This window comes from Morganella morganii H1r (assembly GCF_000633515.1).
Classification (GTDB): domain Bacteria; phylum Pseudomonadota; class Gammaproteobacteria; order Enterobacterales; family Enterobacteriaceae; genus Morganella; species Morganella morganii_B.
On sequence record NZ_AYMP01000014.1, the window covers coordinates 237,140 to 250,341 of the forward strand.

General features: G+C 49.2%; 12 protein-coding genes, 1 tRNA gene and 2 pseudogenes. 6 read left to right on the top strand and 9 right to left on the bottom strand.

The annotated features are described in order from the left end of the window. Positions 1-867: 867 nt before the first annotated feature. Positions 868-943, top strand: a tRNA-Thr gene (locus tag U868_RS0108190). On the opposite strand, the pseudogene U868_RS24475 reads toward U868_RS0108190, so the two are convergent. Next, positions 939-1,055 (bottom strand): annotated as a pseudogene (locus U868_RS24475) (tyrosine-type recombinase/integrase); the annotation flags it as partial. The gene U868_RS0108190 and the pseudogene U868_RS24475 overlap by 5 nt on opposite strands. 501 nt (positions 1,056-1,556) lie before the next feature. Here U868_RS24475 and U868_RS24480 point away from each other — a divergent pair. Beyond that, positions 1,557-1,715: pseudogene (locus U868_RS24480) on the top strand (CatA-like O-acetyltransferase); the annotation flags it as partial. A gap of 457 nt (positions 1,716-2,172) precedes the next feature. On the opposite strand, the gene U868_RS0108200 reads toward U868_RS24480, so the two are convergent. Then, positions 2,173-2,745 (bottom strand): helix-turn-helix domain-containing protein, encoded by a 573-nt coding sequence (locus tag U868_RS0108200; protein ID WP_025152882.1) that lies wholly within the window; start codon positions 2,743-2,745, stop codon positions 2,173-2,175. A 93-nt stretch (positions 2,746-2,838) separates the two neighbouring features. On the opposite strand from U868_RS0108200, the gene U868_RS0108205 reads away from it, so the two are divergent. The 3 genes from U868_RS0108205 (at position 2,839) to U868_RS0108215 (ending at position 5,831) form a co-directional block, all read left to right on the top strand. Continuing rightward, on the top strand, positions 2,839-4,014 hold the full coding sequence (locus U868_RS0108205) for a benzoate/H(+) symporter BenE family transporter (RefSeq protein WP_025152883.1): 1,176 nt from the start codon (positions 2,839-2,841) through the stop codon (positions 4,012-4,014). 107 nt (positions 4,015-4,121) lie between these two features. After that, the gene (locus U868_RS0108210; protein ID WP_025152884.1) at positions 4,122-4,892 is read left to right on the top strand and encodes a GNAT family N-acetyltransferase; all 771 of its coding nucleotides are present in this window, start codon (positions 4,122-4,124) and stop codon (positions 4,890-4,892) included. Between the two features lie 3 nt (positions 4,893-4,895). Beyond that, entirely contained in the window at positions 4,896-5,831 is a 936-nt protein-coding gene (locus U868_RS0108215; protein WP_025152885.1) for an alpha/beta fold hydrolase, read from the top strand. Between the two features lie 74 nt (positions 5,832-5,905). Here the strand turns inward: U868_RS0108215 and uspF are convergent, their stop codons facing one another. The 7 genes from uspF to cysZ form a co-directional block, all read right to left on the bottom strand. Then, the gene (gene uspF, locus U868_RS0108220) at positions 5,906-6,340 is read right to left on the bottom strand and encodes a universal stress protein UspF (protein WP_004240247.1); all 435 of its coding nucleotides are present in this window, start codon (positions 6,338-6,340) and stop codon (positions 5,906-5,908) included. A gap of 132 nt (positions 6,341-6,472) precedes the next feature. Then, a complete protein-coding gene (locus U868_RS0108225) occupies positions 6,473-6,820 on the bottom strand; it encodes a DUF3024 domain-containing protein (RefSeq protein WP_025152886.1) in 348 nt (115 codons plus the stop codon). Positions 6,821-7,105: 285 nt separating this feature from the next. Next, complete coding sequence (crr, locus tag U868_RS0108230; RefSeq protein WP_004240252.1) at positions 7,106-7,615, bottom strand: PTS glucose transporter subunit IIA; 510 nt, start codon at positions 7,613-7,615, stop codon at positions 7,106-7,108. A gap of 49 nt (positions 7,616-7,664) precedes the next feature. After that, positions 7,665-9,389 carry a phosphoenolpyruvate-protein phosphotransferase PtsI gene (gene ptsI, locus U868_RS0108235; protein WP_025152887.1) on the bottom strand — a complete coding sequence of 575 codons (1,725 nt, stop codon included), beginning with the start codon at positions 9,387-9,389 and terminating at the stop codon, positions 7,665-7,667. A 122-nt stretch (positions 9,390-9,511) separates the two neighbouring features. Beyond that, complete coding sequence (ptsH, locus tag U868_RS0108240) at positions 9,512-9,769, bottom strand: phosphocarrier protein Hpr (protein ID WP_004240254.1); 258 nt, start codon at positions 9,767-9,769, stop codon at positions 9,512-9,514. Positions 9,770-10,045: 276 nt separating this feature from the next. Continuing rightward, the gene (cysK, locus tag U868_RS0108245; protein WP_004240255.1) at positions 10,046-11,002 is read right to left on the bottom strand and encodes a cysteine synthase A; all 957 of its coding nucleotides are present in this window, start codon (positions 11,000-11,002) and stop codon (positions 10,046-10,048) included. A gap of 189 nt (positions 11,003-11,191) precedes the next feature. Beyond that, the gene (gene cysZ, locus U868_RS0108255; protein WP_025152888.1) at positions 11,192-11,944 is read right to left on the bottom strand and encodes a sulfate transporter CysZ; all 753 of its coding nucleotides are present in this window, start codon (positions 11,942-11,944) and stop codon (positions 11,192-11,194) included. A gap of 234 nt (positions 11,945-12,178) precedes the next feature. On the opposite strand from cysZ, the gene zipA reads away from it, so the two are divergent. Then, positions 12,179-13,171 carry a cell division protein ZipA gene (gene zipA / locus U868_RS0108260; protein WP_025152889.1) on the top strand — a complete coding sequence of 331 codons (993 nt, stop codon included), beginning with the start codon at positions 12,179-12,181 and terminating at the stop codon, positions 13,169-13,171. Positions 13,172-13,202 lie beyond the last annotated feature (31 nt).

Here is a 13,202-nt window from a genome sequence, read left to right on the forward strand (position 1 = left end):
AAAAGTCGCATCATCAGACGGTTTTTTATATAGGTTAAGAAAGCGTAAATAAGAATATAACGTACAAATTTAAATCTATCTTTACAGGAAGAATAAAAAAACGGATGAGAAACACTGCTGCGTTTTAATCAAATCTATGCATCATATACACCTCCCTGGCTGTTTAAATTAAAATAATTTATAAGTTACCATTGTTACAATTACATTTGTTTTTATTGATCATACGGAAAAACATTATGATTTATTGAATCCTTCAACTGAAGACTGGGATAAAAATAAAAATGTGACACAGTCAGAATAAATTTGATGATAAAGATCACATTGATAATGTTACGTTTCATGAATGAAAAGTAAGCGGCAGCAGGGAATAACAAAAATATTTAATTAAAGCAGTGAATTGTTATGCATTCCTATATGTGGTTGTTTGGTGATCATGTTCACGGTTTCGCATTTACAGTCATGTTAGTAAAGCAAAATGCCGTACTTAAATCTTTACACTGACAGCAGGAAAACAGTAACAGGATGTGTGTGATGTACATATCTTGCGGGTATCTTTCTTTGAAATTTAAACCTAAAAAATAAATTAAATTTAAACTTATAAACTGCAATTTTGATAAATATCAGTTTTTATATAGACAAATATAATGATATTCAAATTATTTTCCTGCTGAAGTATTTGTATAGTTTACAAAGGAAGACATGATTTCATGCAGAATAGATAACAGCCCGCTGAAAACATAAAATACCGGATTTGTGCTTCAGATCACGCAAGACAGGGATGAGTACAGAAGAAAAAACAGGCAAACCGGCAGCGATTTCCGGTTTTCAGCTTGAAAACCGTGCCTGGCAGGAGTGTAATAAGGCTGTGCCGGATTAGCTCAGTTGGCAGAGCAGTTCATTCGTAATGAAAAGGTCACCAGTTCGAATCCGGTATCCGGCACCATTTCTATCGACTCCCACCCACCCATTCCCTGTAACTCTGAAAGAAGCACGCCTGACCGGATCAGCCGGCTCGCCCGGGTGTGTCGCAGGTCGCGGAAACAGAAGTCGTCAATTTAATGCAGTTGAGGTCAGGTCACTGATATGAGCCTCCTTTACGGAGGTTTTATTTTTTACTGGTACTTTTATTCAGGATTGATATCGTTTGTTGCCGGAAAACAGCCGGATAGAATGATAAGTTAAATATGGCGGGATAACGTCACATTAAATCAGCGGATACAGGACAAAACATTTTCCGGCGGATTAAATGAAGCGGCATATCAGACGCTGCTGAAAACATTGCAGCACAATCTTGAAGCGGAATATGGTAAATCTTTAATACCGGAAAGCAAAAAAGCAGACGAAGAACATTTCATTTATAAACCGGAAGAAAACGAAATCAGTTTGTTTGTCATGATGCGTGATGCCCGTTTTTATATTTCGCCGGATTACCGTTATTTTCCCAAAGAACATCAGATTTCCCTGAAGAATAATATGCAAAAAATAAAAGAGACCTGCATTAAGCAGCGGGAAGGGCAAAATATTACGGAGTACAGCCCTCGGCATTGTCCTGCCGTTATTTTTCCCCGGTTTTTACGATGGCGAAATTTGAGCAGGAAGGTGACTGCGTATTATTACCTGTTTCTGTATAGGTTCACCATGCGGGCTGTGATGGTTTTCATGCAGCCCGGTTTATTAATACACTTCAGATGATGTGTGATAACATACTGAAATAAGTTAGTTAATCCTGTAATAAGCCACTGTGTCAGGCAGGAATGGTGGTTTTTTTTATATTTTTGCTGTGATCCGTAATCTCGTTTCAGAATGGTTCAGGATCACTGTACGATACTACCCCTGTAGTTTGGTAATACCCTTAATAAGAAAGATGCAGTTAAACCATGTAGCGATAATAATAAATTATGCAGTAGTAACAACACCAGAAGAAACATCATGACAGCATAGAAATATGCCTGACGATGTTTAATTAAACAATAAATAAACCGCCATACATAACAGAAGATAGTATTCTGAATGGCACACTTTTATGTTCAGCATAAACGTACATCCTTGTTATTCCGGGACGGTATATTATAAGTTTAGCTGAGCAGGTATTTATTTTGGTTGTATTATTTTTAATAAAAATCAGACTATCTGTTAAGTCAAAGCGGGGTATATTTTTATACCCTGCTTTTTTTATTTTTCCGCCGGATGCGGATAATGGATCAGGTTATGCAGTGTCACAATGGTCTTGCCGGGATTAGCGTAAGCGTGCGGAATATCGGCATGGAAGCGCAGGGATTCTCCGGCGGAAACTGTGTGCCATTCGTTCCACAGCTGCAGTTGTAATGCCCCTTCCAGCACAATGACATGTTCGATAACCCCGGGTTCATGCGGGCCGGATTCACTGAGTGCCCCCGGCAGCAGGTCAATCTTCAGTAAATCTGTTTTCAGTTCATCATCAAACGGGATCAGCGGTGTGACACGCATCCCTGAGCGGGTCTGTTCAAAGACCGGCAGCGTCGCAAATGAATGAAGCCCGGCCTGCAGCTGTGGCTGTGCACCTTCCAGAAAAACAGAGAAAGCCACATTGAAGCCGGTGGCTATTTTCCACAGTGTGGACACTGTCGGGCTGGACTGCCCGCGTTCAATCTGGCCGAGCATGGCTTTGCTGACGCCGGTCAGTTGTGCTGCCTGGCTGAGACTCAGCCCGCGTTCCGCACGCAGTTGTTTAAAGGTCTCTGCAACAGCGGGTGTGATATCGTGCATAAATTGTCATTATTCCGGGTAAATGTCATTGTCCGTTATAGCATCCGGTGATAGAGTCCGGTCGTCTGCTATAACATCCGATGGTGTGTTCCTATGAGTAAGTTAACATTTTTTCGTGCCTTTTCTCCAGCAATGATGATGACAGGATTGGTCGCGGTGCTGGTCGGTTATGCCAGTTCAGTGGCGATTATTCTGCAGGTGCTGGATGTGGCGGGGCTTGATGCCGCACAAACCGGCGGCTGGCTGATGATGCTGGGGATCGGGATGGGGGTGACAACGATCGGTTTGTCGCTCTGGTATAAAATGCCGGTGCTGACCGCGTGGTCGACGCCGGGGATCGCGCTTTTGGTGACCAGTTTGTCGGGTGTGACCATCAATGAAGCCGTCGGTGTGTTTATTTTTGCCTCCGGGCTGATGTTTCTGTGCGGTGTGACCGGTATTTTTGCGCGGCTGATGAATTATATTCCCCGCGCGCTGGCTTCGGCCATGCTGGCAGGCATTCTGCTGCGGTTCGGGCTGGCGGCGTTCGGTGCGCTGAATACCAGTTTCATGCTGTGTGCCGCGATGATAGCCGCGTATGTGGTGATGCGGCGGATTTTCCCGCTGTACGCCATTATTGCTGCGCTGATCACCGGTATCACAGTGACCGGGCTGTGCGGTGACCTGCATTTTGTCAGGGCCGGTAATGTGTTTGCGCTGCCGGAATTTGTGATGCCGTCATTTACCCTGACGTCCCTGATCAGTGTCGGTATTCCGTTTTTTATCGTGTCGCTGGCCTCGCAGAATGCACCGGGGATAGCGATTTTACAGGCTAACGGTTATCCGCCGCACACCTCTGTGCTGCTGAGCTGCTCGTCGCTGGCGGCTATTCTGCTGGCACCGTGGGGCGGGTTCAGTATCTGCATTGCGGCGATCACCGCCGCGATCTGCATGGCACCGGATGTACATCCGGACCCGGCACGGCGTTATACCGCTGCTGTCTGGGCGGGGATATTTTATCTGCTGGCGGGGATTTTCGGCGGTGCGGTTTTTATGTTGTTCAATGCCTTTCCGGCGGTTCTGATACAGATCCTGGCAGGGCTTGCTTTGCTGACAACGCTGATGAACAGCCTGCATCAGTCACTGGCCGATGAAAAAGGGCGGGATGCGGCGATTATCTGTTTTCTGCTGACGGCATCCGGTATTACGCTGCTGGGTGTCAGTTCGGCTTTCTGGGGATTACTGGCGGGTATTGTGGTGCATCAGATTATGGCAATACGCCGGGGCTGAGTGTCAGGCTCCGGAATACCTTAACATTCTGATAAGGTATATAACGGCTTATATTATAGAGTGGAGATAATAAATCCCGCCGATGCTTATACCATTCCGGAGACACCATGAGTTTACAGAATTACCTCGCAACAGAGCGCCATTTCTGGCGCAGTATCGCGCAGGATGTCATTACTGTCAGTGACCGCGCAGAGTGCTATCTGACACCGCTGCCGGTACCGATCTTTAACTATATTTATCTGCAGGCCGGTGCGGATAACGATGAATTTTCACAGGCACAGCAGCTTTTCACCGCCCGCCATAAGCCACATTGTCTGGTGGCGGAGAAATCTGTCGCAGAAGCACTGCACCCGCAGATTGTGGCGGCGGGTTATGAGGCTGACGGTGAGACCCGTGCTATGCATCTGTGTGTTGAGCAATGGCAGCCGTCTTCTGTTCTTTCTGCCGGATGTGAGATCCGTGAGGTAAATGATCAGCTTTCGCTGTGGGCGGAGCCGCTGGACGCCGCTTTTCCGGCGGGAGAGGATGGTGAAGAAGCGCCGGATTTCAGTATCGTCAGTGACTATATCAGCTATCATCAGCGGGCAATGGCAAACGGTACTGAAATGCACCATGCTGTTCTGTTGTGTCAGGGGAAACCGGTCAGCTGCATCACGCTGTCACTGCCGGAATTCGGCGCACGGATTGATGACCTCGGAACTGTTCCTGCATATCAGGGCAACGGCTACGCCACACTGCTGCTGGATTATGTACTGACACTGTGCCGGAAACGCGGAATCCGCGATTGTTATCTGGAAGCATCCCCTGAAGGGCTGAGCCTGTATCAGAAGCTCGGTTTCCGCACACTGTTTAGTTATCTGTTTTATGTGAAGGGATAAAGAATGCGTAAGGCTGCCGTCTGTGCACTTCTGGGTTGTCAGCTGATGGCTCCTGCAATGGCATCAGAAACACAAAATACCGGGAAAGAGACTGTCCGGACAGAAAACCTTGTCCGCCAGGATGGCAGTGCTGTTCATTACTACCTGTTGCACCGGCAGACGCAACCTGCCCGTAAATTGCTGGTACTAATTCAGGGTTCAGACTGTAACAGTGCCAAAAACAACCGCTTTATGGCGGATACTTTCGGCGGCGCGTTCCCGGATCATGACATTCTGCTGGTGGAGAAATACGGCATTACCGATGCACTGCCTTTTAATGACCGTGATGGCGGGCGGGCAGACTGCCCGGCAGAAACCATGCTCAATGATTCTCTGTCGGTGCGGGTCAGTGACTATGCTGCGGTGCTCGATCACCTGAAAGGGGAGTATGACACCGTGCTGCTGCTGGGCGGCAGCGAAGGGGCGATTGTTGCGGAGCATACTGCGCTGGCATCACCGGTGGTTGACGTGGTGGTTGCTGTTAATGGTGGCGGGCGCTTTTTCCTGGATGATGTCACGGACAGCTTCCGTAATAGTCCTCAGCCTCTTGAGGAGTCACAGTTAGCCGGTTTTCTGGCATTTACCGATGCGGTAAAACGTAATGAAGTGGCAGACGATATGCTGGTCAGCCAGCACGGACCGCGCTGGTGGCGCGAATTTCTGGCGGCGGATGCGCAGCAGGTACTGAACGGGCAGACAAAACCGGTGCTGGTTATTCAGACACTGAATGATACCAATGTCAGTGTCACATCGTTTAAGCAGATGCAGCAAGCGGTGGCGAACCCGGTGGTGACATTCAGAACCTTTGATAATCTGGATCACTATTTTAAAGATACAGACGGAAACCGGCATACCGAACACATTCTGTCAGCTATTCGTGACTGGTATGCCCGGCTGTGATCCTTTGCGGATTGCAGGAAAATAAAAAAACAAACGCCCGGCAGTGCGGGCGTTCAGTCAGGCACTGCCGCGTATCAGCGGACAACCAGAACCGAGGTATGGGCGTAACGCACAACTGCTGCAGCGTTGGAGCCGAGCAGATAGGTGGACATATCCGGGCGGCGTGAGCTGATAACAATCAGGTCGCTTTCCAGCGTATCGGCCAGTTTCAGGATCTGATCTTTCGGTGAGCCGGAAACCACGTGCAGTTCAAACTGCTCTGCAGGCAGATTAAAATCACTGACCATCTTCGCCAGTTGTTCTTTGGCGCTGTCCAGGATCTCATCTTTTTCCGGCAGGGTTGCGGCATAGGCAATACCGAAAGAGGCAAAGTGAGAGAATGACGGGATCACCGCGATAAAGTGAATTTTGGCATTTTCAAATTTGGCTAATGTCTGAATCGTCGGGATCACCTCGCGGGTCAGCCCGGTTTCGGAAATATCGATTGGAACTATAATCGTTTTATACATACACACCTCGCAATCTGAAAGCCGGCAAATAAGTTATCAGTCATAGTAACCTGCGTAATAAGCACTATACGTGAAAACGATCAAAATTCACAAATAAACCCCTTAACGGGGCTTAATTGTGTGATGTGGTGACTAACTGAAAATAAAACGATCGGATTTATCATCCAGAATCTGTTTCAGCAGTGCACTGAGTGTACCGGCCGGGGTGTCGGGATCCGGCTGCCATTTGTTGTTATCCACATAAAAAAGCTGCCAGTTATCATCAGCTTCTGACCAGGTCAGTCTGGCGATATGTTTTTCAATGGTTTGCGGGGTGCCGCACGGGCAGACGAGTTGTTTCTGATAAATCAGTATGTTGTTATTGTCCGTGCGGTACTGAACATCAAACTCATCGGGGATATGACCATTCGGATACAGGCGCTCAGTGAACAGGCGCATGTTCTGCTTTATTTGCTGTGTCTGAACTGAATTAAATTCCATAGCATTACCATTTTGTGACGAACGAAAATGAAAACTTCCCGTTTATCCCGCCTGTGGTTCCGGCGGCTCCGGCCGTATCAGGCAGCACGTTATCTGCGTAAATTGCGGACTGTCACGGGAGATCATGTTAGCGCATTTCACTGAGGTGAGAAATACTTTTCCGGTGATTTCCGGACAACGGGGAAGGGGTAATACAATAAAATTAATCAATCAAAGGAAAACGGGCGAAAAAAAACGGTTTCCGCAGAAACCGTTTTTCAGTGTACAGACTGTGGTGTAACGCTGTTATTTTTTGATTTTGATGACAACCGTTTCGCCGACAGTGACCGGGCCGGTCATTTTAGTCATCTCTTTGATTTCATCCATATTAGAGATAACCACCGGGGTCAGGGTGGATTTGGCTTTCTCTTCGAGAAGCGCCAGATCGAATTCAAGAACCAGGTCGCCTTTTTGTACGCGCTGGCCTTCTTCCGCAATACGTTTGAAGCCTTCACCTTTCAGTTCGACAGTGTCGATCCCGAAGTGAACAAACAGTTCAATCCCGCTGTCCGATTCAATGGAAAACGCGTGATTAGTTTCAAAAATTTTACCGATTGTACCGTCAACAGGGGCAACGATTTTATTCCCTGCCGGTTTGATGGCAATACCATCGCCGACAATTTTCTCTGCGAAAACAACGTCAGGCACATCTTCGATATTCACAATCTCACCAGACAGCGGTGCCACGATGTCAATCGTGCCGCTGTCTTTTTTATCATCCGAAACCAGCGACTTCAGTTTGTCAAACAGACCCATGAATACTCTCCTAAATGTTGATACGGGACCGGGCGTGAATTTGGCTTTCTCAGCACAGGGTTTTTTCTTTGGTGAAGGTTTCCACCAGTGCCATCAGTTCTGTTGCTGTCGGCTGAGCGAGTGCCTGTTCAGCCAGTGCTTTCGCATCTTCATAATGCGTATTGCGGATCAGTTTTTTGATACGCGGGATAGCAATAGAACTCATACTAAATTCATCTAAACCCATGCCCAGCAACAATAACGTTGCACGTTCATCACCCGCCAGCTCACCACACATTCCGGTCCATTTCCCTTCCGCGTGGGAAGCGTCAATGACTTGTTTGATAAGGTTCAGCACCGCAGGAGACATCGGGTTGTAGAGATGGGAAATCAGCTCATTTCCGCGATCCACAGCCAGAGTATACTGCGTCAGGTCGTTGGTTCCAATACTGAAAAAATCGACTTCTTTTGCAATGTGACGTGCATTAATTGCTGCCGCCGGGGTTTCCACCATGATACCAACTTCAATAGTTTCATCAAAAGGTTTCTGTTCATCCCGCAGCTGCTGTTTCATTTCGTCCACTATCTTATTGAGTTCGCGGACTTCTTCGACGGAAATCACCATCGGGAACATGATGCGCAGCTTTCCGAAAACCGAGGCGCGTAAAATTGCGCGCAGCTGGGTATCGAGAATTTCACGGCGATCCAGACAGATACGGATGGCACGCCAGCCGAGGAACGGGTTTTCCTCTTTCGGCAGATTCATATACGGCAGGTCTTTATCACCGCCGATGTCCATGGTGCGGACAATAATGGCTTCATCCGGCATCGCCTGAGCGACTTCTTTGTAAGCGCGGAATTGTTCTTCTTCCGTCGGCAGCGAGTCGCGATCCATAAACAGGAATTCGGTGCGGTATAAACCGACACCTTCCGCACCGTTGCGTTCCGCACCCGGCATATCGCGCACGGTACCGATATTGGCACAGACTTCCACCTGATGACCGTCGAGGGTAATCGCAGGCAGGTCTTTAAGTTTTGCCAGTTCGGCTTTTTCCGCCAGATAGTCATCGCGCACTTCTTTCATGCGCTCAATCTCTTCTTCTGACGGATTGAGATAAATGGTGTTGTTGACCGCATCCAGGATCAGGTAATCATCACTGCTGATATTTTCAGTGGCATTCCCGGTACCGACCACGGCAGGGATTTCCAGCGAACGGGCCATGATGGAGGTGTGGGAGGTCCGGCCGCCGATATCGGTGATAAAACCCAGTACTTTTTTCAGGTTAAGCTGTGCGGTTTCGGACGGTGTCAGGTCTTTGGAGACCAGAATCACTTCATCAGCGATAGCGCTGAGGTCGATAATCGGCATGCCGAGGATATTTTTCAGCAGACGGTTACCGATATCGCGGACATCTGCCGCGCGTTCTTTCAGATACTCATCATCAAGACCTTCCAGGGCGGTGGCCTGTTCTTCAATCACCTGGTTGACCGCGTAATCGGCGGTTTTTTTGCTTTTGATGATGTCAGTGATTTCGTTTTCAAGCTCCTCGTCTTCGAGCAGCATGATATGACCTTCAAAAATTTCGGCTTTTTCGGCACCGAGATTTTTTTCCGCAGTCTCTTTGATGGCATTCAGCTGTGCGGACGCTTTGGCGCGGCCTTCAGTGAAACGCCGGATTTCAGCATCAATCTGCTCAGCAGAAATCGACTTCTGGCTGATAATGATAGGTTCTTCTTTGAGTAACAACGCTTTACCAAAAGCGATACCCGGTGAAACAGAGATTCCTGAAACCATAATAATACCTTTGAGTTTACTGGGGGACGTACAGCAGCGGGCTGCGTGAGCGTACCCGGAAACAGACTATCCCCGGCATGAAACGGCGACCGGGGATCCTGACAGGTGAGGGCGGAAGGAGATTACTCCAGTTCACCCATCAGTTTGACGAGGTGCTCTACCGCTTTCTGCTCATCTTCACCTTCTGCGGCGATAGTCACCACGGTGCCCTGTGTCAGACCCAGAGTCTGTAACTTGAACAGGCTTTTGGCGCTGGCGCTTTTGCCGCCGGAAGTCAGGGTGATGTCAGAAGCGAAGGTTTTGGCTTCTTTGACAAACTGAGCCGCAGGACGGGTGTGCAGGCCGTTAGGAGCAGTAATGGTGACTTCTTGCTGATACATAGCGTTACCTCATGTTTGAAATTTTTTATCGGCGGTTAATATTAAGACATATAACAGTAATCATAGCCGGAGCAAGTAAAATAGCACAACCCGAAGATTCGACATACGTATTTGGTGTCATTATTTTGAGCTGTGAAATAATTACATTTTTAATACTAAACAACCGCACAAAAATCACCCCGCAGAGTGTCAAACTTTGATCCGTTGCACAAAAAAAGCACCCTTTGCGGGTGCTTTCGAGGTCAGGCAGGGCGGGGACTGAATCCGTTCAGTTGATCAGTTTTCGCTGATATCGGCGAACAGTGCCGTACTCAGGTAACGTTCACCGGAAGACGGCAGGATCACCACGATATTTTTACCCTTGAATTTATCTTCTTTCGCGAGACGTTCCGCAGCAATGACCGCTGCACCGGATGAAATACCGGCCAGAATACCTTCGCGCTCCATCAGTTTCCGGGCGGTGGCGAAAGCATCTTCGTTGCTGACCAGCTCGACGCGGTCAATCAGGCTCAGATCCAGGTTGCCGGGGATAAAACCGGCGCCGATACCCTGAATTTTGTGCGGGCCGGGTTTGATCTCTTCCCCGGCCAGCGCCTGGGTGATCACCGGGGAGCCTTCCGGCTCGACAGCCACGATAGTGACGTCTTTTTTCCCTTTGATATTTTTCAGGTAACGGGCGATACCGGTAATGGTACCGCCGGTGCCGACACCGGCAACCACGACATCCACATTGCCGTCAGTGTCTTCCCAGATTTCCGGGCCGGTGGTTTTTTCGTGGATCGCCGGGTTGGCAGGGTTGCTGAATTGTTGTAATACAATATAACGGGACGGATCAGACGCGCTGATTTCATCAGCTTTTTCAATCGCGCCTTTCATGCCTTTAGCACCCTCGGTCAGTACCAGGTTGGCACCCAGGGCTTTGAGCAGTTTACGGCGTTCGATACTCATGGTATCCGGCATGGTCAGGGTGAGTTTGTAACCACGGGCGGCAGCAACATACGCCAGTGCAATCCCGGTGTTACCGCTGGTCGGTTCCACCAGTTCCACACCCGGTTTCAGGATGCCGCGCTTTTCCGCATCCCAGATCATATTGGCACCGATACGGCATTTGACGCTGAAACTCGGGTTGCGGGATTCCACTTTTGCCAGGATATTGCCGTGACCAAAATGTTTGAGGCGCACCAGCGGTGTGTGACCAATGGTTAGCGAGTTATCTTCATATATCTTACTCATCGGTTTTCCTTATAGGGTTATTCATAATCGGACTAAATATAAAACCACATTACCCGCTGACCGGCGGAAAGGAAATACATAATCGGCATATCCTTATAACCGGACAGACGATCCATAGCGAAAAGGTATAAGGCGCAGGAAAACAGCAGGGCGGAGTGATAACCGCCCTGCACGGAAGGGAGCGGCGGATCAGTCGCGGACAAACTGTGCGCGGTAGCGATCCACCCACAGCGCGGTGGCACCGCAGACTGCCGCAGGCATAATGAACAGGTTCACAAACGGGATCATGGTCAGCACACTGACCAGCGAACCGAACTGGAGATTGGTCATATTATCGCGGCGCAGGGTGTTTTTCATTTCCGGAAAACTGACCTTGTGATTATCAAACGGGAAATCCCCGTACTGCACAGACATCATCCAGGCACCGAAAATAAACCAGAGCACCGGCGCGAGTGTCTGCCCGATCCCCGGAATAAAAAACAGGATCAGCAGAATAACGGCACGCGGGATGTAATAGAGCAGCTTAACCATCTCCCGTTTCAGAATACGCGGGATATCTTTTATCAGATCTGCCCAGCCCTGATCCGGCGCGGGACGCCCGGTGAGTTCCGCTTCCAGTTTTTCTGACAGCCAGCCGTTAAACGGTGAGGCAATAATATTGGCGAGCGTGCTGAAAAAATAGGTGAAGATCAGCAGCACGGAGATAACCGCCACCGGCCAGATAAAATAATCCAGCCATTGCAGCCAGCCCGGTACTTTGTCCATCAGCCAGGCTATCCACCCGCTGAACTGACTGAACAACCACCAGAGCGCACCGCCCATCACCACGATATTGGCCAGCAGCGGCAGAATCACGAAGGCCCGGAGACCCGGACGCATCATCAGCCGCCATCCTTGTGCAACATATGAAAAACCGCTGAGCGGCCTGACAGGATTTGTCATACTTCCTATTCACTCCTATGATTGTAAAACGTTATACTATCAGACTGAACTATTGAATTGTTCGGTCACAAATGAAATGTCAGGATGAAAAATCAGTCAAAAAGAGCAATTCAATGATCTTTATTGCAAGAAATACGTGCAGGGACTTGAACTTAACATCATTGACAAATACTCTTGTAATCAAACGATAGTATTTTGCCATGGTGGCCTTTAATTTAAACAACAGAGATAGCACTGATGCAAGATTTGCGTCTGATATTAATCGTTGTGGGTGCGGTAGCAATCATCGCATTGTTACTCCACGGACTGTGGACGAGCCGTAAAGAGCGTTCTTCCCTGTTTCGCGCGCGCCCCATGAAGCGTCGAAAATACGAGTCACAGGACGAAGCTGCTGATGACATGTCAGAGGCGCACGGCGGTCGTCATTCTGCTGCATTACCGGACGATCCGGCTCCGCAGATCTCTCCGTATTCAGAAGCGCAGAATGAGCAGGATCCGTTATTATCTGCCGGCAGAATGTATCCGGCACCGGAGCAGGAAGAACCGCCTGTGATACCGAAAGCGCAGAGCCCGCGCCGTCAGCCGGTAAAAGCCCCGGAAGCCGAGCCGCAAATCGGATTATTTGATGCCCTTGAGCAGGAAGCCCCGGCACCACAGGCAGGGGTAACCCCGGCGCCGGAAGTGATGACAACTGCTGCCGTGATAACGGCGGCTGAAACAGATACGCCTCATGAGGAACAACCGGCAGCTGAACCGGAGCCGGTTGCGGTGCAGGAAGATGCGCCGCACAGCAGTACAGAAAACAATGAACTGGTTCTGGCACTGTTTGTGTCTGCCCATCCGGGGCAGGTGATCGCGGGTGATATTCTGCGCACTGCTGTTGAACAGGCCGGGTTCCGCTTCGGGGCGATGAACATTTATCACCGCCATGTCGATCCGGCAGGCAGTGGTCCGGTATTATTCAGTCTGGCCAATATGGTGAATCCGGGCACGTTTGTGCCGGAGCAGATGGAAGAGATCGAAACCCCGGGCGTGGCCATGTTTATGATGGTGCCGTCTTACGGTGACGCCGGTCAGAATTTCAAACTGATGTTACAGGCCGCTCAGCGTATTGCCTCTGATGTCGGCGGCGTGGTACTGGATGAGGAGCGCAAAATGCTGACACCGCAGAAAATTGAGGTGTACAAGGCGCGTATCCGCAAAGTTCTTGTTGCCAAGCAGAACTGAGACCCGCAAATCGCACAAAAACCCCCGCAAT